The 24,821-nt window shown below is 70.3% G+C and carries 23 protein-coding genes; 12 read left to right on the top strand and 11 right to left on the bottom strand.

The window, feature by feature from the left end; genetic code table 11:
- Positions 1–25 precede the first annotated feature (25 nt).
- Positions 26–712 (bottom strand): FadR/GntR family transcriptional regulator, encoded by a 687-nt coding sequence (locus tag BMY74_RS06170; RefSeq protein ID WP_089910975.1) that lies wholly within the window; start codon positions 710–712, stop codon positions 26–28.
- Positions 713–790: 78 nt separating this feature from the next.
- Here BMY74_RS06170 and BMY74_RS06165 point away from each other — a divergent pair, with 78 nt between their 5' ends.
- The 4 genes from BMY74_RS06165 to BMY74_RS06150 are packed head-to-tail and all read left to right on the top strand — an operon-like array spanning position 791 to position 5,657.
- Positions 791–2,053 (top strand): ABC transporter substrate-binding protein, encoded by a 1,263-nt coding sequence (locus BMY74_RS06165; RefSeq protein ID WP_089910972.1) that lies wholly within the window; start codon positions 791–793, stop codon positions 2,051–2,053.
- A gap of 1 nt (position 2,054) precedes the next feature.
- Positions 2,055–2,891 (top strand): carbohydrate ABC transporter permease, encoded by an 837-nt coding sequence (locus BMY74_RS06160; RefSeq protein WP_089910969.1) that lies wholly within the window; start codon positions 2,055–2,057, stop codon positions 2,889–2,891.
- A 1-nt stretch (position 2,892) separates the two neighbouring features.
- Positions 2,893–3,714: a carbohydrate ABC transporter permease gene (locus BMY74_RS06155; RefSeq protein ID WP_089910966.1), complete on the top strand. Its 822-nt coding sequence runs from the start codon at positions 2,893–2,895 to the stop codon at positions 3,712–3,714.
- The gene (locus tag BMY74_RS06150) at positions 3,711–5,657 is read left to right on the top strand and encodes an alpha-galactosidase (protein ID WP_089910962.1); all 1,947 of its coding nucleotides are present in this window, start codon (positions 3,711–3,713) and stop codon (positions 5,655–5,657) included. The genes BMY74_RS06155 and BMY74_RS06150 overlap by 4 nt, the downstream gene beginning before the upstream one ends.
- Here BMY74_RS06150 and BMY74_RS06145 read toward each other — a convergent pair.
- Complete coding sequence (locus BMY74_RS06145) at positions 5,644–6,234, bottom strand: bifunctional 4-hydroxy-2-oxoglutarate aldolase/2-dehydro-3-deoxy-phosphogluconate aldolase (RefSeq protein WP_089910959.1); 591 nt, start codon at positions 6,232–6,234, stop codon at positions 5,644–5,646. The genes BMY74_RS06150 and BMY74_RS06145 overlap by 14 nt on opposite strands.
- A gap of 72 nt (positions 6,235–6,306) precedes the next feature.
- On the opposite strand from BMY74_RS06145, the gene BMY74_RS06140 reads away from it, so the two are divergent.
- The 4 genes from BMY74_RS06140 to BMY74_RS06125 all read left to right on the top strand — a co-directional run bounded on the left by BMY74_RS06140 (position 6,307) and on the right by BMY74_RS06125 (position 11,326).
- Positions 6,307–8,319 carry a DUF8189 domain-containing protein gene (locus BMY74_RS06140; RefSeq protein WP_089910956.1) on the top strand — a complete coding sequence of 671 codons (2,013 nt, stop codon included), beginning with the start codon at positions 6,307–6,309 and terminating at the stop codon, positions 8,317–8,319.
- A 10-nt stretch (positions 8,320–8,329) separates the two neighbouring features.
- Positions 8,330–9,010 carry an SDR family NAD(P)-dependent oxidoreductase gene (locus BMY74_RS06135; RefSeq protein WP_089910951.1) on the top strand — a complete coding sequence of 227 codons (681 nt, stop codon included), beginning with the start codon at positions 8,330–8,332 and terminating at the stop codon, positions 9,008–9,010.
- Positions 9,007–10,149 (top strand): galactonate dehydratase, encoded by a 1,143-nt coding sequence (gene dgoD / locus BMY74_RS06130; protein WP_089910948.1) that lies wholly within the window; start codon positions 9,007–9,009, stop codon positions 10,147–10,149. The genes BMY74_RS06135 and dgoD overlap by 4 nt, the downstream gene beginning before the upstream one ends.
- Positions 10,150–10,255: 106 nt before the next feature.
- The gene (locus tag BMY74_RS06125) at positions 10,256–11,326 is read left to right on the top strand and encodes an FAD-dependent oxidoreductase (protein ID WP_089910945.1); all 1,071 of its coding nucleotides are present in this window, start codon (positions 10,256–10,258) and stop codon (positions 11,324–11,326) included.
- On the opposite strand, the gene BMY74_RS06120 is transcribed toward BMY74_RS06125, so the two are convergent.
- Complete coding sequence (locus BMY74_RS06120) at positions 11,313–12,611, bottom strand: MFS transporter (RefSeq protein ID WP_245785930.1); 1,299 nt, start codon at positions 12,609–12,611, stop codon at positions 11,313–11,315. The genes BMY74_RS06125 and BMY74_RS06120 overlap by 14 nt on opposite strands.
- A gap of 48 nt (positions 12,612–12,659) precedes the next feature.
- Here BMY74_RS06120 and BMY74_RS06115 point away from each other — a divergent pair, with 48 nt between their 5' ends.
- Genes BMY74_RS06115 through BMY74_RS44825 form a run of 3 tightly spaced genes read left to right on the top strand, consistent with a single transcriptional unit; the run spans position 12,660 to position 15,464 of the window.
- A complete protein-coding gene (locus BMY74_RS06115; protein WP_177229602.1) occupies positions 12,660–13,229 on the top strand; it encodes a helix-turn-helix transcriptional regulator in 570 nt (189 codons plus the stop codon).
- A 25-nt stretch (positions 13,230–13,254) separates the two neighbouring features.
- On the top strand, positions 13,255–14,427 hold the full coding sequence (locus BMY74_RS44830; RefSeq protein ID WP_245785929.1) for a class I SAM-dependent methyltransferase: 1,173 nt from the start codon (positions 13,255–13,257) through the stop codon (positions 14,425–14,427).
- Positions 14,424–15,464, top strand: coding sequence for a DUF1684 domain-containing protein (locus BMY74_RS44825; RefSeq protein ID WP_177229601.1), 1,041 nt, complete (start codon positions 14,424–14,426; stop codon positions 15,462–15,464). Before BMY74_RS44830 ends, BMY74_RS44825 begins: the two co-directional genes overlap by 4 nt.
- Here the strand turns inward: BMY74_RS44825 and BMY74_RS06100 are convergent.
- Positions 15,427–16,515 (bottom strand): ROK family transcriptional regulator, encoded by a 1,089-nt coding sequence (locus BMY74_RS06100; protein ID WP_245785928.1) that lies wholly within the window; start codon positions 16,513–16,515, stop codon positions 15,427–15,429. The two genes, BMY74_RS44825 and BMY74_RS06100, sit on opposite strands and share 38 nt — an antisense overlap.
- Positions 16,516–16,603: 88 nt before the next feature.
- Here BMY74_RS06100 and BMY74_RS06095 point away from each other — a divergent pair, with 88 nt between their 5' ends.
- A complete protein-coding gene (locus BMY74_RS06095; RefSeq protein ID WP_245785927.1) occupies positions 16,604–17,788 on the top strand; it encodes a YbiU family protein in 1,185 nt (394 codons plus the stop codon).
- Here BMY74_RS06095 and BMY74_RS06090 read toward each other — a convergent pair.
- The 7 genes from BMY74_RS06090 to BMY74_RS06060 all read right to left on the bottom strand — a co-directional run bounded on the left by BMY74_RS06090 (position 17,774) and on the right by BMY74_RS06060 (position 24,789).
- Positions 17,774–19,321 carry a hypothetical protein gene (locus BMY74_RS06090; RefSeq protein ID WP_143091463.1) on the bottom strand — a complete coding sequence of 516 codons (1,548 nt, stop codon included), beginning with the start codon at positions 19,319–19,321 and terminating at the stop codon, positions 17,774–17,776. The genes BMY74_RS06095 and BMY74_RS06090 overlap by 15 nt on opposite strands.
- Positions 19,322–19,390: 69 nt before the next feature.
- Entirely contained in the window at positions 19,391–20,650 is a 1,260-nt protein-coding gene (locus BMY74_RS06085; RefSeq protein WP_089910929.1) for a sensor histidine kinase, read from the bottom strand.
- Positions 20,647–21,318, bottom strand: coding sequence for a response regulator transcription factor (locus BMY74_RS06080; RefSeq protein WP_089910926.1), 672 nt, complete (start codon positions 21,316–21,318; stop codon positions 20,647–20,649). The genes BMY74_RS06085 and BMY74_RS06080 overlap by 4 nt, the downstream gene beginning before the upstream one ends.
- A complete protein-coding gene (locus tag BMY74_RS06075; RefSeq protein WP_245785926.1) occupies positions 21,315–21,803 on the bottom strand; it encodes a hypothetical protein in 489 nt (162 codons plus the stop codon). The genes BMY74_RS06080 and BMY74_RS06075 overlap by 4 nt, the downstream gene beginning before the upstream one ends.
- 12 nt (positions 21,804–21,815) lie before the next feature.
- Positions 21,816–23,006: an ABC transporter permease gene (locus BMY74_RS06070; RefSeq protein WP_089910918.1), complete on the bottom strand. Its 1,191-nt coding sequence runs from the start codon at positions 23,004–23,006 to the stop codon at positions 21,816–21,818.
- Positions 23,003–23,683 carry an ABC transporter ATP-binding protein gene (locus BMY74_RS06065; protein WP_089910914.1) on the bottom strand — a complete coding sequence of 227 codons (681 nt, stop codon included), beginning with the start codon at positions 23,681–23,683 and terminating at the stop codon, positions 23,003–23,005. Before BMY74_RS06065 ends, BMY74_RS06070 begins: the two co-directional genes overlap by 4 nt.
- Positions 23,680–24,789 (bottom strand): efflux RND transporter periplasmic adaptor subunit, encoded by a 1,110-nt coding sequence (locus BMY74_RS06060; RefSeq protein WP_089910911.1) that lies wholly within the window; start codon positions 24,787–24,789, stop codon positions 23,680–23,682. The genes BMY74_RS06065 and BMY74_RS06060 overlap by 4 nt, the downstream gene beginning before the upstream one ends.
- Positions 24,790–24,821 lie beyond the last annotated feature (32 nt).

The following is a 24,821-nucleotide window of genomic DNA, read 5'->3' as shown; positions in this document are numbered from 1 at the left end:
CCGATGGTGTCGTATCGATCAAGACTCAGCGCAGCCGGTCGAGGTCCGCGCCGGACTTGTCGACCAGCGCCCGCATCGCCTCGTAGGCCGCCTCGGGGTCGCGGGCCTTGATGGCGTCCAGCACTTCGCGGTGCGACGGCACCGGGTCGTCGTCCACGGTCCCGTGCACCAGCTTGTCCCGCTCCGCCAGACCGATCGCGATGATCCGCTCGACCTGGGTCAGGAACGTGTTGTGCGTGGCGGCCATCAGCAGCCGGTGGAAGTCGAGGTCGGCGCGGACGGTCGCCGCGAGGTCACGGGCGGCGTCCATGCGGTCCAGAGCGGCCGAAAGCGCCTCGATGTCGGCGTCGGAGGCGCGCTCGGCGGCCAGGCGGGCGGCGGCGGGTTCGACGATCACGCGCATCTCGGTCAGTTCGCCGAACAGGCCCTGGTCCGGGCCTGCCTGGGTCTGCCAGCGCATCACGTCGGTGTCGAGCAGGTTCCACGACGAGCGCGGCTGGACGAACGTGCCGCGCTTCTGGCGCGCGTCGATCATGCCCTTGGCCGACAGCACCTTCAGGGCCTCGCGCAGCGCCGTCAGCGAGACGTCGAGCTCCTCGCGCAGCGCGGGCAGGTCGAGCGTGTCGCCCTCGCCGATCTCGCCGGCCAGGATCCGGCCCGCCAGCGCCTCGACGGTCTGGCCGTGCACGCCGCGCAGCCGCTTCTCGTTCATAGGGTCAGAGCATACGGCACATCATAAATTATGAATTATTCTTGACATGATCATGACGTGGGCGCAACCTAAACCGCCATGGACAGGCGTCACTTCCTCCGCGTCACCGCCGCCGCGGGTGCCGGGCTGCTGGTCAGCGGCACGGCTTCCTGCGCCACCTCGGCGTCCTCCGGCCCGGTCGCCCAGACCGCGGGCACGGCCACGATCCAGTCGAACCTGTCGGCGCCCGCGGCGAAGGCGGCGATCGACGCACTGGTGAAGGCGTTCAACGACAAGAAGGGCGCGCAGGCCTCGGTCAACACCGTGGCCTCCGAGACCTTCCGCACCCAGCTGCCGAGCTACCTCACCTCGGCGAACCCGCCCGACCTCTTCACCTGGTACCCCGGTGCGCTGCTCAAGGGGTACGAGGAGAAGGGGCTGCTGCTCGACATCAGCGACGTCTGGCAGACGATGGGCGACTACCCCCAGTCGTTCAAGACGTTGAGCGGCAGGGTGTTCGTGCCGACGACTTACTACTGGTGGGGCTTCTTCTACCGCAAGTCCCACTTCGCGAAGTGGGGCGTCACCCCGCCGAAGACGTGGACCGAGTTCGTCGACCTCTGCGAGGCGTTGCAGGGCAAGGGCGTCATCCCGCTCGGCATGGGCGCGGGCTCGGACTCGCCGTGGACGGCCGCCGCCTGGTTCGACTACTTCAACATCCGCGTCAACGGCGCGCCGTTCCACCGCGAACTGCTGGCCGGCAGGAAGAGGTTCGACGACCCGAAGGTCAAGGCGATCTTCACGCCGTGGCGCGAGGTGCTGCCGTACACCGACCCCAACGGCACCGCGATCGGCTTCCAGGAGGCCACGACCGCGATGGTGCAGGGCCGCACGGGCATGCTGCTCACCGGCGCGTTCTTCGCCGACGCGGCGCCGAAGGACGCGATCGACGACATCGACTTCTTCCGGTTCCCGATCATCGACCCGAACGTTCCACTGGCCGAGGAGGGCCCGACCGACGGGTTCTTCGCGAGCGCCAAGTCACCGCACGTGAAGGAGCTCAAGGAGTTCCTGACCTACGCGGCGACCGCCGAGGGGCAGGAGGTCTACATCAAGGCCTCGTCCGGCACGGTCCTGCCGACGCACCCCGGCGCGAAGGACTCCGGCACACCGCTGGTCCAAAAGGGACGCGCACACCTCAAGGAGGCCGCGGAGATCACCCAGTTCTTCAACCGCGACTCCAGCGACGCGTTGCAGCCCACCGCCGACGCCGCGCTGATCAGGTTCCTCCAGCAGCCCGACCGGCTGGACGCGATCCTCGCGGACTGGCAGAAGGCCGCGCAGCAGGTGTGGTCGAGCTGACATGACCAGGAGCTCCACCAGGGTCCCTCCGATCCTGCTGCTGTTCGTGCTCGTCCCGCTGGCGGTGGAGGGCTTCTGGGTCTTCTGGCCCGCTCTGCAGGGTTTCTGGCTCGCGCTGACGAACTGGGACGGTGTCTCGCCGCCCCGGTTCGTCGGGCTCGGCAACTACGCCAGGATGCTCGACGACCCGGTCTTCCACACCGCCGCCACGAACACCGCGATCTGGCTCGTGCTCTTCGGCGGGCTGTCCGCGGTGGGCGGCCTCGGCCTGGCCGTGCTGCTGCAGAAGGAACGACGTGGCGTCGGCGTCTACCGCGCCGCGCTGTTCGTGCCCGTCGTGTTCTCGCTGGTCGCCACCTCGCTGATCTGGCAGGTGCTCTACCAGCCGGGCGGGATCTTCGACAGCAGCCCGCTGGCCGACCCGGACACCGCGATCTACGCGGTGCTGGTGCCGGCGCTGTGGCGGCAGGTCGGGTACGTGATGGTGCTCTACCTGGCCGGGCTGAAGGGCATCGACCCCGGTCTGTACGAAGCGGCCACTTTGGACGGTGCCACCGCCTGGGAGAGGTTCCGGCACATCACCTGGCCGCAGCTCGGCTCGGTCAACTCGGTGGTGCTGTCGGTGATCGTGATCGACTCGCTGCGGTCGTTCGACGTGGTGTGGTCGATGACGCGCGGCGGGCCCTACCACTCGTCCGAGCTGCTCAGCACGTACATGTACTCGACCGCCTTCCAGTCGCTGAAGCTCGGCTACGCCTCGGCGCTGGCCGTCGTCATCTTCGTGCTGGCGTTCGGCGTGATCGTGACCTACCTCGTCCGCGCGTTCCGGGAGAACTGAGATGTCCAGCCGCACTTCTGGCCGCGTCTTCCACGCCGTGGCGGGCACGATCTCCGTGCTCTGGCTGCTGCCGATCGCGGCCGTGCTCGTCACCGCGGTGCGCGGCTTCGACGACATCGCCGCCAACGGGCTCGCGTCGTTCCCGCGGTCGTTCACCCTCGCCGGGTTCGCCGACGCGTGGACCAACGGCGGCTCGGGCGCGATGTGGAACAGCGTGCTGGTCACCGTGCCGACGGTGTTCCTCTCGCTCGCGCTGAGCTCGGCGGCCGCCTACGCGTTGAGCCGCTTCGCGATCCCGGGCCGGCGCACGATCATCCTGCTGATGCTCGCGGGCAACCTGTTGCCCCCGCAGGTCCTGCTCGTGCCGGTGTCGAAGCTGACCGAGCTGCTCGGCATCTACGACACGCTGTTCGCGCTGGTCGTCGTCCAGGTCGGCTTCGGGCTGGGCTTCTACACGTTCGTGCTGCAGGGTTTCATGCGCGCGATGCCGAACGAGGTGCAGGAGGCCGCCACCATCGACGGTGCCGGGCCCGTGCAGATCTTCTGGCGGATCGTGCTGCCGATGACGAGGCCCGCCCTGGCGGCGCTTGCGGCCCTGGCGTTCACCTGGATCTTCAACGACCTGCTGTGGGCGATCACCGTGCTGCGGTCTTCCTCGGTCATGCCGGTGACCCCGGCGCTGCTGGCGTTGCAGGGCCAGTACGTGTCGAACTGGAACGTGATCGCGGCGGGGTCGGTGATCGCGGCGATCCCGACCGTGGCGGTGTTCCTGCGGTTCCAGCGGCACTTCATCTCCGGACTCGCGGTGGGAGCGGTGAAATGAACCGGTGGACGCTGCGGATGGCCACGACCTCGTACACGGTGGCCGTCGAACCGGGCGGCCGCTGGGCCGAGCTCGTGGCCTGGGGCCCGCACGGCGTCGAGCAGGGCCCGTCCGCCTACGCGAACCTCGGCGACATCCACTTCATCACCGAGGCCGACGCGGCCCCCGTCGAGTACGCGCCGCGCGGCCGGCGCCCGTTCACGGGCGCCGACCTGGAGGTGGACGGCGACTCGTGGCCCACCTTCGAGGGAGCCTCGGAGGTAGATGGCGTGCTGAGGCTGGCGTTCGCGGACGAGGTCGCGGGTCTGCGGACCGTCCTGTGCTACCGCCCCGAGCCGGGCGTCGACGTGCTGGCCCGCTGGGTCGAGGTGACGAACACGCGAGGCGAACCGGTCCGGCTCACCAGGATCGGCTCGGCCGGCGTGTGCCTGCCGGTGCGGCGGCCGACGCTGTCGTTCCTGCACGGGGAGTGGTCGCGCGAGTTCCAGCTGGACCACGTGACCCTCCCGGCGGGCGGGTTCCGCATCGGCAGTTCCTACGGCGTTCCCGGGCACAACTACGCGCCCTGGCTGTCCGTGGACGACACGTGGGGCGTGTCCCTGGCGTGGAGCGGTTCCTGGGAGATCACGGCCGAGGTGGAACCGTCCGGCCTCACCCGCGTGCGCGCCGGGATGCTCGGCCCGGTCGACGTGGCACCGGGGGAGACCTTCACGACGCCTGAACTGGCGCTCGCCTGCTCGGACGACCTGCCCCGCGTCTGGCACGCCTACGACCGCTCGCGTTCCCGGCTGACCCGCAAGCCGGTGCTCTACAACTCCTGGGAGGCCACGGGCTTCGAGGTCGACCTGGACGAGCAGCGCGATCTCGCCCGCATCGCCGCCGACCTGGGCGCCGAGCTGTTCGTGGTGGACGACGGCTGGTTCACCGGCCGCCACGACGACACAGGCGGCCTCGGCGACTGGCACCCGGAATCACCGGACTTCGGCGCGTTCATCGAGGACGTGCGCGCGATGGGCCTCGAGTTCGGCCTGTGGGTCGAGCCCGAGGCCGTCAGCCCGAAGTCGCAGCTCTACGCCGACCACCCCGACTGGGTGTACCGGCTTCCCGGCCGCGAGCCCACGCTGATCCGCAACCAGATGCTGCTGAACCTGGGTCTGCCGGAGGTGTACGAGTTCGTGGTCTCCACTTTGGACAGGTTGCTGACCGAGTTCCGCATCGACTACCTGAAGTGGGACATGAACCGCCCCGCCACCGAACGCGCCCCTGAGTTGGACGGCGCGCACGTCCGCAACTACTGGCGCGTGCTCGACCACCTGCGCTCGAAGCACCCGCACGTGCTGGTCGAGGGCTGCGCGGGCGGCGGCGGCCGCACGGACCTCGCCACGACCGGTCGCGTGGACGTCGTGTGGCCCAGCGACAACACGGCACCTTTGGACCGCCTGAAGATCCAGCATGGCTTTCTGCACATGCATGCACCACACCTGATGTCGTCGTGGGTGACGGACGCGCCGGGCGTGTTCGACGCACGGCCGCGTTCGCTGAAGTTCCGGTTCGTGCTCGCGATGGCCGGTGTGCTGGGCATCGGTGCGGACGTGCGGGAGTGGTCGCCGGAGGACCGTGCCGAGGCCGCCGGGCTGATCGCCCGGTACAAGGAGATCCGGGACGTCGTCCACGGCGGTGAGGCGCACCTGCTCGGGGAGGACGCCATCCAGTACTGCGGTGACGGTCGGGTTGTCGTGCTGGCCTGGAACACCGGTTCGCTGACCGGTGTGCCGGTCGTGCCCGGGCAGTCGTCCCGGGTGAAGCTGCGCGGGCTGACCGCGGAGTCCTATGTGGACGAGCAGGGTCAGGTGTACTCGGCGGCGCACCTGACCCACGTCGGGCTGCCGTTCGGGTGGACCGCCACGAACGACGCCGACGTGGTGGTGCTCAGGAGCGGATGAGCGCCTTGATCTCCTCGATCGGCGTGCGGGCGAGGGCCGACCCGACCCCGCACGCCACCGCCCCGGCCTCCAGCCAGGCCGGAACATCGGCCGGAGCAACGCCACCAGTGGGCACCAGGGGCGCGTACGGCAGCACCGCGAGCACGTCCTTCACCCACTGCGGCGTCGGCGCGGGGAACACCTTCACCGCGTCCGCCCCGGCCTCCAGCGCCTGCACGACCTCGGACACCGAGCCGGCCCCGGGCAGCACCGCGGCACCGTACCGGTGCCCGGCCCGGATCACGGACTCCTGAAGGTTCGGCGCCACCAGGAACTGCGCCCCGGCCCGCACCGCGGCCACCGCGGACGCCTCGTCCAGCACGGACCCGGCGCCGATCGTGGCGGCGGGGTAGTGCGCCCGCAGGTGCCGGATCGCGTCCAGTGCACCGGGGTTGGTCAGGGGCAGCTCGAGGGACGTGATGCCCGCGTCCAGCAACGGAACGGCGGCCTGGACGGCGGAGTCGGCGGACGCGGTGCGCACGATCGCGATGATGCCCTGCCGCACGACTGCCTGGGTGATCTCGTACCGGTAGCTCACGCCTGCCAGCCTACTACACATAAATTAGGAATTATTCTTGACACTGCCGACGAGCACGGGGAGGCTCACGGCATGTCCGTTCGCAGAGTCGCGTTGGTCATCGCCTTGATGTCCTTGGTGGCGACACCCGCATACGCAGGTGACGACCAGGGAGCGCCCACCTACTACGACAGTGGTGTTGCCAAGACCCCGTACATGGGCTGGAACACGTATTACGGGCTCGGTGCGCCGAGCGAGAAGGAGATCCGGAGCATCGCCGACTTCCTGGTGAGCAGCGGGATGCGCGACGCCGGGTACCGGTTGCTGTGGATCGACGGCGGTTGGACCGCCCCGACCCCGCGCACCGCGCAGGGCGACCTCCAGGAGGACCCCGCGAAGTTCCCCAGCGGCATCAAGAAGCTCGTCGGCGACCTGCACGCCCAAGGCTTCAAGGCGGGCATCTACACCGACGCGGGTCCTTCCGACGGCAAGAACTGCGCGGCCGGCAGCGGTGGCGGGTTCTACGAGAAGGACACGAAGCGGTTCGCCGAGTGGAAGTTCGACGCGGTCAAGGTCGACTTCCTGTGCGGCATCGCGGCGAACCTCAAGCCCGCGCAGGCGTACGCGGACTTCAGCAAGGCGGTGAAGAAGGCCGGACGGCCGATGATCCTCAACATCTGCAACCCGGTCACCAGCGAGTGGGGCGTCCCGCACACGCCGGACCAGACCGCTGACATCTCCTACACGTTCGGGCCGCTGCACGGCGACTCGTGGCGCACCTCCACGGACATCGCGTTCGGCACGCCGTACGAGGGCATCTGGCGCGACGTGCTGCGCAACATGGACCGCAACGCCGCGCACCCCGAGGCGAACGGACCCGGCCACTACAACGACCCCGACTACCTGATCCCCATGCGCAAGACGCAGCAGGGCACCTACGAGCTCAACGAGGAGGAGTCGACCTCGCAGTTCGTGATGTGGGCGCAGATGTCCTCGCCGCTGATCATCGGCTCGGACCCGCGCACGCTGCCGCCGTCGATGGTCAGCACGCTCAAGAACCCGGAGATCCTCGCGGTCGACCAGGACCCGCTGGCGATCCAGGGCGTCCGGGTCGCCACGACCGGCGACACCGACGTCTACAGCAAGGTGTTGTCCCACAGGGGAGAGCGCTCGGTCGTGCTGCTCAACCGCCGCGACGTCCCCGCCGAGATGACGGTGGACTTCGCCGCGGCGGGCCTGAAGGGCACGGTCTCCGTGCGCGACCTGCGCGCTCGCGCCGATCGGGGCACGGCCACGGGCAGGTACACTGTGACGGTTCCTCCGCACGGCACCGCGATGCTCAAGTTGCGCGGCACCGACCTCGTGCCCGGTGAGGCGGTCGGTTCCGACGCCACTGCGTCGCCCGCGATCGCCCGGGTCGGCGACGAAGCCCTGGTGTTCAGCCGCGGCACGGGTGGCGAGCTCCGCGTGCTTCGTGACGGCAGGTGGTCGGGCCTCGGCAAGACGATCCAGGGCCAGCCCGCGGTCCGCACCACCGGCACGGACGTCGAGGTGACGGTGCGCGGCAACGACGACCGCGCCTGGCAGCGGACACTCCACAACGGACGCTGGGGCCCGTGGAAGTCGTTGGGCGGCAAGCTCACCGACGCGCCCTCGGTCGCAGCGGACGGCACGGTCGTCGCCCGGGGTGAGGACGGCCGGGTCTGGTCCTACGACGGCACCTGGACCTCGCTCGGCGCACCGGGTGACGCCCCGATCTACGGCAGGCCCAGCATCGCCGGCGGCCAGGTGGCCGTGCGGACCGCCGCCGACGCCGTGTGGGTGCGCCCCGTCGCGGGCGGCGAGTGGACGTCACTCGGAGGCGTGATCTCCGGCAGTCCGACCCTGGTCGAGTTCCAGGACCGGATCTACCTGTTCGCGCGGGCAGGCGACTACACGCTGTGGCAGATCAACGCGTCCGGCGGGGTCTGGGGCGGCTGGTTCCACCGGCCGGAGTTCCCGAGCAACTCGCTCGTCGGCGCCGTCGGTGCTACTGCTGGTCCGGACGGCTCCGCGTGGACGGTCGTGCGCGGTCCCGACAACAAGGTCTACCGGCAGAAGCTCTAGGAGAACGTGCATGAAGTGCGCGGTGGTGTCGGGTGCGGGCGCCGGAATCGGTGCCGCGACGGCGAAGTACCTGGCGGAGGACGGGTACCGGGTCGTCGGCGTCGACCTGCGTGGTGACGTGGCCGTGCGGGGGGACGTCAGCGACCCGGAGACCTGGCGGCGAGCGCTCGACCTGTGCGACGGCGCCGTGGACGCGTTGGTGAGCAACGCTTTCACGGTCGCGGTCAAGCCGTTGGACGAGACGACACCGGACGAGTGGGAACGTCAGCTCGCGGTCAACCTCGGCGGCGCGTTCCACGGCCTGAGAACCCTCTTGCCGTCGTTGCGTGCACGTCGCGGCTCGGTCGTGCTGGTCTCGTCCGTGCACGCGCACTTCGGCATCCCCGGGCACGGCGCCTACGCGGCCTCGAAGGGCGGGCTGGTGGCGCTGACCCGCCAGCTCGCCGTCGAGTACGCGCCCGACGTCCGGGTCAACGCGGTGCTGCCCGGTCCCGTGCTGACGGCGGCGTGGGACCGGGTTTCTCCCGAGGACCGGGAACGCAGTGCCCGAGCCACCCCGGCCGGACGCCTCGGCGACCCGGCCGAGGTGGCCTCGGTGATCGGTTTCCTCCTGTCTCCGGCGGCGTCGTTCGTGACGGGCGCGGAGCTTCTGGTCGACGGCGGCTGGTCCGCGGCGAAGGACTCCTCATGAAGGTGACGGCGGTCGAGACGTTCCTGGTCGAGCCCCGCTGGCTGTTCCTCAAGGTGAGCACCGACGAGGGGGTGAGCGGCTGGGGCGAGCCGGTCGTGGAGGGCAGGGCCGAGACGGTCCGCGCGGCCGTCCACGAACTGTCCGAGCTGGTGATCGGCCAGGACCCGCTGCGCGTCGAGGACCTGTGGCAGGTCCTGCGGCGCGGCGGTTTCTACCGCGGCGGCCCGGTGCTGTCGTCCGCCTTGTCGGGCTACGACCACGCGATGTGGGACATCGCGGGCAAAGCACGCGGGCTGCCGGTCCACGAACTGCTCGGCGGCCCCGTCCGCGACCGCGTGCGCGCGTACTCGTGGGTGGGCGGCGACCGCCCCGACGGCGTGTTCGAGGCGGTGTCGCGGCAGGTCGCGGCGGGCTTCAGCGCCGTGAAGATGAACGCCACGGCGGAGATGCGCCCGATCGCCTCACCCGCCGACACCGTCGCGGTGCTCGCTCGTGCCCGTGAGGCGCGGGAAGCCCTTGGCCCGCAGGGAGATCTCGCGATCGACTTCCACGGCCGGGTCTCGCCCGCCATGGCGCGCAGGCTCGTGCGGATGCTCGAAGAAGTGCAGCCGATGTTCGTCGAGGAACCGGTGTTGCCCGAACTCCCGCACGAGGTGCTGGCGTCGGTCGTGCAGGCGTCGACCGTGCCGATCGCGACGGGGGAGCGGCTGTTCTCGCGCTGGGAGTTCAAACCGGTGCTGGACGCCGGCGTCGCCGTCGTGCAGCCCGACCCGTCGCACGCCGGCGGCATCTCGGAGCTGCGCCGGATCGGGTCGCTGGCCGAGGTGTACGGGGCGTCGATCGCGCCGCACTGCCCACTCGGGCCGCTCTCGTTGGCGGCGTCGCTGCAGGTCGCGTTCACCACACCGAACTTCCTGATCCAGGAGCAGAGCGCGGGCATGCACTACAACGGCACCGACCCGGCGTACCTGGTCGACATGGCACCGGTGCGGGTCGTGGACGGCTGGATCGCGCGCCCGACCGGCCCCGGACTGGGCGTCGAGGTCGACGAGGCGGCGGTGCGGCGCGCGGCCGAGACCGGGCACGCGTGGCGCTCGCCGATCTGGCGGCACGACGACGGGTCGTTCGCCGAGTGGTGACAGCGGTTGCCAGTCCCTGTCAGTGACGTGTGCGGGCCGTACCAGCGAGCTGGGTGAACCTGGTCGTGCCGTCAGGGAGGCGGCTCGATCCCCAGGGGAGCACTTCATGCACGTCACGATCATCGGCGCCGGACTCGGCGGTCTCACGCTGGCCCGCGTGCTGCACGTCCACGGCATCCCGTCCACCGTCTTCGAGGCGGAGGAGTCGCCGACGGCGCGCTCGCAGGGCGGCATGCTGGACATCCACGACTACAACGGGCAGATCGCCGTCGAGGCCGCCGGCCTGATGGAGGAGTTCGGCGCGCTGGTCCTGCCCGGCCGGGAGGCCATGCGGGTGCTGGACTCCGGCGGCGCCGTCCTGTTCGAGAAGGGCGACGACGGCACGGGTGGCCGTCCCGAGGTCCAGCGCGCCGACCTGCGTCAGATGCTGCTCGACTCGGTGCCCGTCGGCACCGTTCGGTGGGGGTGCAAGGTAACCGGCGTCCTCGGCAGGACGGTCACGTTCGCGGACGGGTCCACTGTGGACGCCGAACTGCTCGTCGGCGCGGACGGCGCCTGGTCGCGCGTCCGGCCGCTGCTCTCCGACGCGAAGCCCGAGTACGCAGGCGTGTCGTTCGTCGAGACGTACCTCCACGACGCCGACACCCGGCACCCCGAGGTGGCGAAGGCGGTCGGCGGCGGCTCGATGTTCGCCCCCGGCCAGGGCAAGGGGATCTTCGCGCACCGGGAGGCGGGCGGCGTCCTGCACGCGTACGTGGAGTTCACCCGCCCGGTCGAGTGGTTCGGCGACCTGAGCCACATCACCGCGGAGTTCGAGGGCTGGGCGCCCGAGCTGACCGCGTTGCTCACCGAGTCCGACACCACCCCGGTGTTCCGGCCGCACTTCACGCTGCCTTCCGGGCACCGCTGGGAACGCGTGCCGGGCGTCACGCTGATCGGCGACGCCGCGCACCTCATGCCGCCCAACGGTGAAGGCGCCAACCTGGCCATGCTCGACGGCGCCGAGCTGGCCCGGGCCCTCGCCTCGCACGACGACGTCGAGACCGCGCTGGCGACGTTCGAGGAGGCGATGTTCGTGCGCGCGGTCGAGACCGCCGAGGAGTCCGAGGAGATGCTGCAGAGCCTGTTCGGCGACGAGCCGCCGCAAAAGCTGCTCGACCTGCTCATCGACGCCTGACGACGAAGGCCAGCAGGACCGCCATGAGGGCCGCGCCGGTCCACGTGGCGGTCCGCCATCCCTCCACGAAGGACCCTCCGGAGTCCACGGCACCCGCCACCACCGCCCCGAGCAAGGCGACCCCCAGCGCAGTGCCGAACTCACGCGTGACGTCGTTCAGCGCCGAGGCCACGCCCTGCTGCTCGCGGGGCAGCGAGCTGGTGATCGCCTCGGTGGCGCCTGGCATCGACAGCCCCATTCCGACCCCCATCGCGATCATGCCGGGCAGTACGGACAGGTAGTCGTCGGTGACGAGCGACGCCATCAACACCAGTCCGATGCCGGACAACGCGATCCCCGCCGCCGTGGTCGCACGGGCACCGACGCGTTCGGCGAGCCCGGGGGCGGCGCCGGACGCGACCATCATCAGCCCGGCCATCGGCAGCAACGCGACCGTCGACACCAACCCCGACCAGCCCAGCACGGTCTGGAAGAACGGGTACAGCACGATCGACACGCCCGCCTGCACCCCGAACACCACCAGCAGCACCACGGACCCGGTGGCGAGCCGGTCGCGGAACACCCGGACGTCCAGCAGCGGACTGCGATGCCTCAGCTCCCACACGACGAACCCGACCGCCGCGGCCGCACCCACTGCGAGGCCGACGAGGTCGCCCTCGTGCAGGAAGTAGATCAACCCGGCCACCGCGACGCTCGAGGTGAGCGCCCCGCCCAGGTCGAACGGCCGCACGTCCCGCGAGTCCGGCACGTGCCCGGCCGCCATGACGAGCGCGACGGCCACGAGCACGACCGGCAGCACGAACAGGAACCGCCAGTCCGCCACGTCGACCAGCAGCGCGGACAGGAACATCCCCAGCAGCCCGCCACCACCCGCGACCCCGGTCCACACCCCGATGGCGCGACCGCGTTCCTCCTCCGGGAACGTCGAGGTGATCACGGCGAGCGTGACGGGCATGATCGTCGCCGCCCCGACCCCGGCCAGCACCCGCGCGGCGAGGAGCACTTCGACGGACGGCGCCAGCCCCGCGAGGACGTTGGCCACGCCGAACACCCCGAGCCCGGCGAGGAGCACGGGCCTGCGCCCCCACCGGTCCCCGACCGCCCCGAGCGGCAAGAGGAGGGCGGCCAGCGTCAGCACGTAGACGTTGATGATCCACAGAACCGTGCCCTGCGAAGCGCCGAACTCGGCCGCGAGATGGGGCTGGGCGACGTTCAGCCCGGTCACCGAGGAGATCACGGCCATCAGCGCGACACACACCGCGACCAGCGTTTTTGCTCTCGTCATGGCCGCCACGATAAGCACGGTTTGTCTTGGAGGCATACGATCATGCGCATGACGCAAGAAGACGGCGACCTGGACGGCCTCGTGCGCAAACGGATCCGCGCCCTCCGCGTCGCCCAGGGCTGGTCGCTGGACGAACTGGCGAGCCGTGCCCGCCTCAGCCCGTCGTCACTCAGCCGCATCGAGAACGGCCAGCGCCGCCTGGCCCTGGACCAGCTGGTGACGTTGGCGCGAGCCCTCGACACGTCGCTGGACCAGCTGGTCGAGACCGACACCGACGACGTCATCGTCAGCCCGATGCTCGACGGCGCCCACGGCACGATGCGCTGGCCGATCAAGGCCGAGCCGGGCATGACCGTCATGCGCCAGCGGATGACGAGCCCGCCACCCGACAACCCGGCCATGCTGCGCGCGCACTCGGGCCGCGAGTGGCTGGTCGTGCTGTCGGGGGTGGCCGTGCTGTTGCTGGGCAACCGCCGGTTCCGCGTGGAGACGAACCAGGCGGCCGAGTTCCCCACGATGCTGCCGCACGCCATCGGCACCGCGGGTGGGCCGTGCGAGATCCTCGGGATCTTCGACCGGGAGGCGCGGCGCGGCCACAACGCGGACCGCAAGGCCTGATCTTGCGCTGTTGGCATGCCGGCGAGTGACCGTCTTGCCGATCGCGCAAGTTGCCGTGCATCTGGCGCATGGCGGGCCTACGTTGGGTGCCATGAGCGACCAAGGATTCGGGCATGGCGGTGGCCGTGCTGACGGGCATGGCGGCGGTGGCGCGCACGGTTACAGTCGCGCGCACGGTGGTGCCCACGCGCACGGCGACGGTCTCGGGCACGCTGGCGATCACGCGCACGGCGATGGCCTCGCGCACGCTGGCGATCACGCGCACGGCGGCGATCACGCGCACGGTGGCACTCACGCGCACGGCGGCAGCCCCGCGCACGACGGTGCCCACACGCACGGGCACGGCCACGCGCACAGCGGCAGCAACGCGCAAGACGGTGCCCACACGCACGGACATGGCCACGCGCACGGCGGCCACCACACACACCACAACAACCCCGCGCATGACAGCAACCCCGAACACGGCCACGGACATGGCCACGGCCACGGTCACCTGTCCCCAGCCGACCTGGCCGACCAGGCCGAAATCCTCGACCTGGACGCCGAACTCCTCACCACCCACACCGCCGAAATCATCGCCTGGCTCCCCACCACCAACCCCCGCCACATCGTCGACCTGGGCGCCGGCACCGGCGCGGGCACCTTCGCCCTCCTCACCCAGTTCCCCGAAGCCCACATCACGGCGGTCGACTCCTCCCTCGACCACCTCCAGCGCCTCCGGACCAAGGCGGGTGAACGAGGCGTCGCCGACCGCGTCCACACCGTGCTGGCCGACCTCGACACCGAGTGGCCCGACCTCGGCACCCCGGACCTGATCTGGGCCTCGGCGTCCCTGCACCACATGGCCGACCCCGGCCTCACCCTCGCCCAGCTCTACAAGACCCTCGCCCCGAACGGCTTGCTGGCCGTGGTCGAGCTCGCCGGCATGCCGCAGTTCTTCCCCGAGCAGGCGCCCGACGGGCACGACGAACGCCTGCCCCACCGGGGTGCGGACTGGGGACCGAAGCTCACGCAGGCCGGGTTCGCGGTCGAGGCGGAGCGCGCCATCACCGTCCACATCGAACGGTCGCCCGCCGTGGAACGCTACGCGCACATCGTTCTGCGCAGGCAGCTAGACCCCGAAGCACTCGAAACCGCGTTGCGACGCGACGATCTGGCGCTGCGCACCGAGCGCACGGTCTGGGCGGCCCGGAAATGACCTACGAACAGTGGCGTGAGGCCAGGCTGAACGAGATCGCCGACAAGGCGAAGGTCGTCGCGAAGGGCACGGTGACCGGCACCGCGCGCCTGCCGGGCGTGGCGGGGGAGTGGCGCGTCACCGAGCAAGGCGCCCTTACCTACGACGGAGTGGAAGTCGTTGGCACCATTGACCTTCCCGGCGGGCGGACGGCGATGGCGGGCGGTGCCGACGGGTTCTTCGGGGTGGTCGTCACGGACCCGAAGGCGTGGGAACGGTCTGGCCTGCAAGGGATCGACACCTACCCCTACGACCCGGACTGGGTGTTCGAGGGCGAGTTCCGCGCGGCGCCGGACCGCCACGTCGAAGTGGACCATCTGACTGCTCCGCGCACCACGCAAGCCGTTCACGCGCCCGTCGACCTCGCCGTCACGATCAACGGGACCGAATACGTGCTCACGGTGCTGGAAACCATGCCGGGCCAACGACTCGTCGTCTTCACCGACGAGACCAACGGCACCGGGACGCCGGACATCGGCCGGTGGCTCGTGCTGCCGCCGCACGAGCCCGGCACGAGGTTCACCGTCGACTTCAACCAGGCGACGCTGTCGCACCACCACATCGCCCCGGCGATCTTCACGTGCCCGACGGCGCCGTCCGGCAACCACCTCCCGATGCGAGTCGAAGCAGGAGAACGCGCTCTCGTGTACGACCTCAAAGCCAAGGCCACCACCTACCTCCGCCACCTGGAGAACCGCGAGTGGACCGAGGCCAGGGCGATGTGCTCGGCCGAGGCCACGGTGTGGCACAACGACGGCAAGGGTGACTCCACGATCGGTGAGAACATCGCCGGCATGGAGGCGCAGATCGAGCCCATCGCGTCGATGCGCTACGACATCACGCGGCAGTTCGAGCAGCCGGGCGAGGTGCTGCAGCAGCACGTCGTGAACGTCGAGACCAAGGACGGCGGGATCTTCAAGGTCGACGCGGCCGTGTACTTCCGCTTCGAGAACGGCCTGATCACCCGGATCGAGGAGTACGCGGGCCTGCCCGGCTGACGAGGTCCGTCCGCAGCAGGTCGAGCGCGGCGGCGCGGGCCCCGGTCAGCGACGGGTTCGCCACCGAGGCGGCCCTGATCGGCACCGGACGCGGCGAGCGCGCGCACTCGGCCGTGATCGCGTCCAGCAGCGAGGGGCCCCACGAGCCACCGATCACGACGACCTCGGGATCGGCCAGCGTCACCAGTGCCGTGACGACCCCGCCGATCGCCCGCGCGAGCACGGCGGGGTCGGCGTCGCGCAGTCGTGCCACGTCGATCGCCGTGGTGCCGTCCTGCCGCAACCCCAGTTCGCCGAACACCTCGATGAACGGCGTCGCGCCCGTCGGCCCGGCCGTGATGAGGTGGGAGATCTCGCCGGCGAGTCCCGAGTGCCCGCGCCGCACCTCGCCGTCGGAGACGACGGCACAACCCAGGCCCTCGCCCAGGAACAGGTACGCGAAGTCCGCGACACCCAGAGCCTCGTGTTCGGCCTGCGCGGCCCAGTTCACGTCGTTGTCCACCACGACCGGTCCGTGCAGCAACGGTCCCAGCACCGCGACCGGATCGAGGTCTCCCACCAGGAACGGCGAGTCCGGCAGCTGCACGAGCCGGCCGGTGCGCCGGTCCACGGGGTCTGCGGCGCTCACCGTGCAGAGCCGGACGTTGTGCGCCGCAACGGTTTCCGCGGCCACCGACGGCAACACGGCGGCGACCTCGGCCGGGCCGGTGATCGTGCGGTGGGTGCGGCTGATGACGTCCCCGTAGGCGTCGACGCACTCGGCCGTCACGCCGTCCGGCGCGATCGTGACGACCAGGGCGACGCCGCTGTCCTCGGCCAGGCCGTAAAACGAGCCGACCCGGCCCTTGCCGCGCCCGCCCGGCGTGCGTTCGCCGGTGTCCGCGACCAGGCCCTGCTCCACGAGGCGGCGGACGCTCTCGCTCACCGTCGGCTTCGACAGGCCCGTCTGGATCGCCAGTTCGGCGCGCGTCAGCTTGCGCGCGGTCATCAACGAGCGCAGCACGTGCTCGTCCGAGATCGAGCGCAGCAGCTCCTGCGACGGCTTGGTCACGAGCGCGAATTCTAGTTAGAGGCCTTGCCTACAACTGCGCGACACGCCTATGGTTCCAAGTTAGGAGGCCTTACTGGAAGGAGTCGCCGTGCTGCCGAACTGGGAGACCACGCCCACTGACCTGCCGAAAGCCGTCCGCGAGATCAAGAAGGCGATCCGCGCGAACATCGAGGCGTCGGGCCGCAGCGTCGAGGAGGTGTTCGCGGTCGTCGAAGAGCGGATCCGCCGCGAGGTCGACGACGTCAAGTCCGGCCAGGCCTGGCCGGTGATCGACTACGCCGACATCGAGGCCGGCACCGCGGACACCGACCTCGTCCGCCGCCGCGGCTGCCTGGTGGTGCGCGGCCACTTCGCCCGCGAACAGGCCCTGGCCTGGGACAGGTCCATCGTCGACTACGTCGAGAGCAACGACTTCTTCGAGAACTACCGCGGCCCCGGCGACGACTTCTTCGGCAGCGTCGGCTCCAAGCCCGAGATCTACCCGATCTACTGGTCGCCCGCGCAGGTCGAGGCGAGAGGCCACGAACGCATGGCCACCGTCCAGCGGTTCCTGAACGGCCTGTGGCACCACGACGGCTGGTTCGACCCGGCCAGGGACGTCGGCTACCCGGACCGCATCCGCCGCCGCCCGCCCGGCACCGACTCGAACGGCCTCGGCAGCCACCTCGACCCCGGCACGCTCGACCTGTGGATGACCCGCGAGTACCAGCAGGCGTTCCGGCACCTCTTCAACGGCACGCCCGAGCAGTACGACCCGTGGGACGCCGCCCACCGCACGACCGGCCCGCAGTACCCCGGCACCACGATGTGCTCGGTCTTCCGCACCTTCCAGGGCTGGACCGCCCTCTCCGACATGGCCCACGACCAGGGCGTGCTGCACACCGTCCCGATCCCTGGCGCCATGGCCTACCTGATGCTGCGTCCACTCCTCGACGACGTCGCCGACGACGACATGTGCGGCGTCACCGTCAACCAGGTGTTTCCCGTCAACAGCAAGTACCACTCACTGTTGCTAGAGGCTCTAACAGGAATTCCAGACGTTCACGCGGGTGACTCGGTCTGGTGGCACTGCGACATGATCCACAGCGTCGCGCCCGTCCAGGACCAGCAGGGATGGGGCAACGTCATGTACATCCCGGCCGCGCCGTGGTGCGCGCGGAACGAGCGGTACGTCGAGGAGATCGAACGCGCGCACGCGACGGGGTCGAGCCCGAGCGACTTCCCGGAGGAACACTACGAGCGCGCCTGGCCGAACCGATCACGCCCCGCATAAGCCGTTCGCGCGGGTGGTCGCGTTGCACCATTGCGTGTTCCCGTGCCGCATGCCGGTGATCACGATCCCCGGATGCTGGAGCCGGAGGGTGAGCACCGTGCCCTTCGGCTTCTCCGGGTCGTTGGAGGTCGTGGCCGTGGCTTTCACCGTGCCGGGACCGGCCTGCTCCAGCTTCAGGTCCATCTCGTAGAAGTTCGCGGGGGCCGCGGACTGGACCTGGTAGGAGATGCGCCCGGTCCGTGTCGCCCGGATCTCCAGACCACCTGCGTGCTGGCTCCACGTACCGACGAACGCGGCCTCCAGAGGTGGGGGTTCGGTGCCGTTGAGCCGGACGACCACGGCCCGGTCGGTCTCGGTGGCGGAGCCGTCCTGTACGGCCTGCGCGAGTTCCGCCGCGAGCTTCAGCCCCGTGTAGAACTTGAACACCTTGCCCGCGACGCGAAGCAGGCTCTTGAGCTGCAGGACGTTGCTCTGGAAGTTTTTGTCGCTGGCGATGACGTCCTCCGAGAGGCCGGTCACCTGGGCCAAGATCGCGAGGGCGGCGGTGCGCGACCCCGACTCCGTCATCAACGGCGACGCGCACTTCTGCAGAGCGTCGAGCCCGGCCGCGACGTCCCGCGCGTCGACGACCTCTCGGCAACCGTGTACGAAGACGAGCAACCCGACCGCGCTGCGGTAGTCCTTGACGTCGAACAACACTGAGGCGGCGCGGGCCACCGAGGTGGCGACGGTGAAATGGGGCACGACCGTCCTGGTGGCGGACTGCGCGGGCCGCTGCCACCGCAACGTCAGCTCCTCACCCTCGAACAGGATGACGCGGTCCTTCCCGGCGAGCCGGGTGAGCAGGCCGTGCAAGGGCTCCGATCGCCCCTTCACGGCCGGCACGTCTCCCGCAGGCACCGCCACCTGCAGCGGAACCGCCCGGTTGCTGCGAACCGAGAGCGCCGCCACCGCACCGTCCGCACCGATGCACCCGGTGACGACATCGATCTTGGGCGCGGTGAACTGCGCCCAGTCGGGTTTCGCGCCGCACTGCGCCGGATCGCTCTTGCCGACGAGCCGGTCGCGGACCCACCCGGCTGACGCGACGAACCACCCCGGCAGGTACGTCGAGAGCTCCATCCGTTGCGCGACAAGGGGTTGTCCGGGTTCTCCGACCTCGACGGGATACCACCCGAGGTCCGCGTCGTGGCGCAACACCACGGGCATCGCACCCTCCGGACCGCCTTCGCCGGCGAACGTCAACGCCACCGGCTTGCGCAAAGCCGCGCCGACAGTGACGTCGAACGGCCTTCCCGCGTTGACGAACCCAGGCCGTTCCGGAAGCGCGACAGAGGACGGAACCGCTGCCAACGTGGTGTCCACGTCCACGGCACCGTCCGGCACGCTGATCATCAACTGGGGGCCGGCTGCCACCGTCCCACCCCGCGACGCGGAGATGGGCACTGCGGAAGGCTCGCGCTGCGCCGTTCCCGGCACCGCGACCGTGCACCCGGCGACGAGCAGCAGGACGAGTCCGATCAGTGATCTCATCACCACTCCTTCCGCGAGTGCCCGCTTGCGGAAGGCATTTCGGGCGAGCGAGAAGAACCGTTACCCGCCTCACTCTTTCGGCACACCAGGCGGAATCGGGTGGAATAGCACGCGGAACACCGCGCCCTCACCCGGCGCGGTGTCCAGCTCGACCCGCCACCCGTGCGCCGCCACCAGCGCCGCCACGATCGCGAGCCCCAGCCCGGTCCCGCCGGGCCCCCGAGCCGGATCCGCCCGGTAGAACCGCTCGAACGCCCGCGAGGCCTGCGAGGCGGTCATCCCGGGCCCGCGATCGGCCACCTCGACGGCACCAGATGTCAGCCGGACCGTGATCGAAGATCCGGCCGGAGTGTGGACCACGGCGTTCTCCAGCAGGTTCGTCAGGATCTGCCGCACCCGCGCCTCGTCCGCCTCCACCAGCACGGGCCCGGCCGGCAGCTCCAGCGAGACGGGGCGCCAGATCTCGTGCACCGCGTCGGCCACCAGCACGACCAGGTCCACAGAGGACAACACCAGCGGCTGCTCAGAGTCGAGGCGGGCCAGTTGCAGCAGGTCGTCGACCAGCACACCCATCCGCTGGGCGTGGTCCTCGACGCGCTTCAGCACCTCCGCGGCATCCGGAGCCGCGCCCTGCCGGTACAGCTCGGCGTAGCCGCGGATCGACGTCAGCGGGGTGCGCAGCTCGTGTGACGCGTCGGCCACGAACTGGCGCATCCGGCTCTCGGAACGGACTCGCGCCGCGAACGACGCCTCGATCTGGCCGAGCATCGTGTTCAACGCCGACGCCAGGCGTCCTACCTCGGAGCCGGGCCGGTGCACGGGGACCCGGCGCGACAGGTCGCCCGCCGCGATCTCCCCGGCGACCTGCTCGACCTCCTCCAGGGCGCGCGTCGAGGCCCTGACCAGCGCGTACCCGGCCATGCCCACCAACACCAGCGCGCCGAGGCTGATCAGCAGGAACGCGAGCCGCAGGTCGCCGACCGCCCGGTCCACCTCCGACTGGTCGAGCGCGGCGATCAGCTCCGAGCCGTCCAGCTCCCGCATCACCACCCGCGACGACCCCACGGTGATGTGCTCGCCGGGGGTCATGACGCCGAACGGCGGCAGCCCCTCCAAGGGCGTGCCCGCGACGACTCCGTCCCGGGAACGCAGGAGCATGTTGTCCCGCAACGGGAGCGTGCGCGGCAAGGAGACCGCGCGGTCGAGGCGGGCGTCCAGTTGGTGCAGGAGGTAGTTCTCCATCACCTTCGAGCCGATCAGCCACGTGCCGAACAGGCCCGCGGCCGCCAGGGCGACGAGCACGACCACCAGCCGCACGCGCAGCGTCATGGGCGGATCATGTACCCGATGCCGCGCACCGTGTGGATCAGCCGGGGCTCGGAGGCGTCCACCTTGCGCCGCAGGTACGAGATGTACGACTCGACCACGCCGACGTCGCCGTCGAAGTCGTGCGACCACACCTGGTCCAGGATCTGCGCCTTCGACAGCACGCGCCCGCTGTTGCGCAGCAGGCAGTGGAGCAGGCGGAACTCCGTTGGCGACAGCTCGATGACTCGCGCACCACGCCTCACCACGTGGCTCTCCACGTCCAGGGAGAGGTCACCGCACGTCAGCTGCTCGGACTCGCCTGGGCGGGTGCGGCGCAGCACGGCCGTCACCCGCGCGATGACCTCCTCCAGGCTGAACGGCTTGGTGATGTACCCGTCGCCGCCGATCGTCAGGCCGGTGACGCGGTCGTCGGCGCCGTCCCGCGCGGTCAGGTACAGCACCGGCACGCGCACGCCCGAAGAACGCAGGCGGCGCACCACCTCGAACCCGTCGCGGTCGGGCAGCATCACGTCGAGCAGCACCAGGTCCGGAGCGCCCGAACGGGCGGCCTCCAGTGCCTCGGAACCGGTTGCCGCACTGGACACGGCGAACCCCGCGAACCGCAGGCTCGCGCACAGCAGTTCGCGGATGCTCGGCTCGTCCTCGACGACGAGCAGCCGTCCCCTCACCCCGTCGCCGGCCGCTGGGTGATCGTCTGGCCGGTCACGGTGCCGTCGGACCCCGCTTGGCCCTGCACGACGACCTGCTGGCCCGCCTTGAGGTCGGCCAGCTCGCCCTCCGAGCTGATCTCCACCTTGGTGGAGTCCGAAGTGGACACCTTGACGACCTGGCCGTTCTGCGTCTTCACGTACACGGTGGTGCCGTCGACGTGGTCGATCGTGCCGACGGTGCCTCGTCCGAACTGACCTCCGCCCTGCCGGTTGACGCCCGACGGGGGAGTGCCGCCGCCGGGGAACTGGCGGCCGGAGGCGGTCTGGCGCGTGGGCGTTTCGCTGGCACCGAAGGACTTCTGCACGAACACCCCGCCCACGAACGCCACGATGGCGAGCACCGCGACACCGAGGACGACCGTGGTCTTGCCGACGCCCGTCTTGCGCTCCTGCAGCTCGGCCGAGAGGTCGTTCTCGAGCGGCTGGTCGAGTGGGTTGGACACGTCCAAGACTCCTTATTCGTGCCGGAGGGCTTCGATGGGACGGAGCTTCGCGGCGCGGGAGGCCGGGTAGCTGCCGAAGAACAGGCCGATCAACGCCGACACCGCGAACGCGAGCAGCACCGACGACGGCACGAGCACGGGCTGGATGCCCGCGATGGTGAACTGGCTGCCGATCATCCCCGCCGCCACGCCCAGGGCGCCGCCGAACAGGCTCAGCAGCGTCGCCTCGATCAGGAACTGCCCGAGGATCGAGGAACGGGGCGCCCCAACGGCTTTGCGGATGCCGATCTCCCGGATCCGCTCGGTGACCGTCACCAGCATGATGTTCGTGATGCCGATCCCGCCCACCAGCAACGAGATCGCCGCCACGGACGCCAGCAGCACCGTGAACGTCTCCGTCGTCGCCGTCCGCGCGGTCAGGAGCTGGTCCTGGCTCAGGATCCGGTAGTCGGCCGTACCAGTGATTTTATGGCGCCCGTTGAGGATCGTCGTCACCTGGGCCTGCGCATTCGGCAGCGCGTCGGCGGACCGGGCCTGCACGACGATCTGGGTCAGGCTGCCGTAACCGGTCAACGCGTTCTGCGTCGTCGTCAGCGGTGCCACCGCGAGGTCGTCGCCGTCCTGCAACCCGCTGGAACCCTTGGCGGCCAGCACGCCCACGACGGTGAACGGGATGTTGTTGACCAGCATGGACTTCCCGACCGGATCGCTGCCGGGGAACAGCTCCGCCGCCACGGTCGCGCCGATCACCACGACCTTGCGCGCCTGCTGGACGTCGTTGTCGGAGAACAGGTTCCCCTGCGCGACGGCGCTGTTCGTCGTGTCGAAGTAGCGCGGGTCCGAGCCGATGAACTGCCCGATGTCGTGCGTGGTGTCGCCGTAGCCCGCGGTCGCCTGGGCCGAGACCACCGGCGACGCGTACTTGACGTCGGGGGAGTCGGCACCCACCAGCGCGGCCGCGTCCGCCGTGGTCAGGGGCTTGGCGGTGGTGCCGGGCTGGGCGCGCTGCGGGCTGATCGTCAGGATGTTCGTGCCGAGCCCGGCGATGCTCTGCTGCACCGCGCTCGACGCGCCGTTGCCGACCGCGATCAGCAGGATCACCGACGCGACACCGATCAGGATGCCGAGGGTGGTGAGCCCGGACCGCATCTTGTTGGCGGTCAGGCCCCTCACGGCGAACGCGGCGATCTCGAAGATCCTCACACCAGCACCCCCGCGACTCTGCCGTCCACGACCCGGACGGTCCGCATGGCGTGCGCGGCGACCTCGTCCTCGTGCGTGATCAGCACGACCGTGCGGCCGCTCGCGTTGAGCCGGTCGAGGATGCCGAGCACCTCACGGCTGGAGTCCGTGTCCAGGTTGCCGGTCGGCTCGTCGGCCAGCACGATCGCGGGCGACGTCACCAGGGCCCGGGCGATGGCGACGCGTTGCTGCTGACCACCCGACAACTCGTTGGGCCGGTGATGCGTGCGGTCCTTGAGACCGACGAGGTCGAGCGCCGCCAGCGCCCGTTCGCGACGTTGGGCACGCCGAACTCCCGCGTACACCAGCGGGAGCTCGACGTTCGCGAGTGCCGTCGTCCGCGGCACCAGGTTGAAGGACTGGAAGACGAACCCGATCTTCCTGTTGCGCAGCAACGAGAACTGCTCCTCGTCGAACTCGCCCGTGTCGATCCCGTCGAGCAGGTACTTGCCGCCCGACGGCACGTCGAGGCACCCGAGGATGTTGAGCAGCGTCGACTTGCCCGACCCCGACGCGCCCATGATCGCGATGTACTCGCCCTTCTCGACGGTCAGGTCGAGGCCCCGCAACGCGTGCACGGCCGTGTCGCCGCTGCCGTAGGTCTTGCGGAGGTCGCGGACCTCGATGACCGGGCTCATCGACCGGTCCCGGTGAAGCCGCCACCGTTGCGCTGGCCGCCGGTGCCGGGGAACTGCCCGGCCGGTTGCTGCCTGTTCTGGTTCGTGGACGTCGTGACCTGCGGCAGCACGACCTCCTCGCCGGCCGACAGCCCGGACTTGATCTCCACGTACTGGTCACCCCGCACGCCGACCTCGACGGTCTTGCGCGTCTCGGCGCCGTTCTCCAGCACCTGCACGGAACTCTCGCCGTTGACCGTCTGCACGGCCGCGGCGGGCACCGCGAGCACGCCGGTGGCTCCCGCGACCGTGATCTCGACGCTCGCCGACTGACCGGGCCGCAGGCCCTCCGGCGGTGAGGTCAGCGTGAGCGTGACGCCGTACTGCACGACGTTGTTCGCCGTCGTCGGCGTGAGGTCGACCTGCGTGACCTTGGCCTGGACCGGCTGCGACTGCATCGCGTTGACCGTGACTGTCGCCGCCTGGTCGGCCTTGAGCTTGCTGACGTCGGACTCCGAGACGTTCGCGTGCAGCACCAGGTTCTTGAGGTCCGTGACGACGACGAACCCGGACGTCGTCGTGGTGGTGGAGGTCGTGCTGCTGGACGTGGTGTTCGAGCTGCCGACCTTCTGCCCGACCGAGCCGGTCACCGACGTGATCGTGCCGTCGCCCGGCGCGGTGAGCGTGGTGGCGGCGAGCGTGTCCTTCGCCTGCTGGAGCGCGAGCTGCGCCTGCCGGTACGCCGTGAGCAACGCCGTGGTGCCCGTTCCCTTGTCGAGCGCGGCGTTCAGGTTGCCCTGCGCGATGTCGACCTGGAGCTGCGCTTGCGTGGGGTCGAGCTTCGCGAGCTGCTGGCCCTTGGTGACGACGTCACCGACCTTGACGTTGATCTCGGTGACCGTGCCGCTCGCCCCGAACGAGGCGGCGGCGCTGAACGAGCTCTGCACCGTCCCCGAGGCCGTCACCACCTCGCTCACGTCGCGGTTCGCGGCGGCGGCCGTGCGGGCCGCGGTGGGCTGGGCACTGCCGGAGGAACCGAAGAACACCAGGTAGCCGGCCACACCGGCGCCGAGGAGCACCACCACCAGCAGTCCGTTGATCACCAAGGATCTGCGACGTCGAGTCATGGCTCGGGATGCTCGTCCGGCAAGCTGTGGCG

Source organism: Lentzea albida (genome assembly GCF_900111005.1).
GTDB classification, from domain to species: domain Bacteria; phylum Actinomycetota; class Actinomycetes; order Mycobacteriales; family Pseudonocardiaceae; genus Lentzea; species Lentzea albida.
The sequence above is the reverse complement of the archived record's forward strand: the minus strand, read 5'-3'. Positions and strand labels throughout refer to the sequence as shown.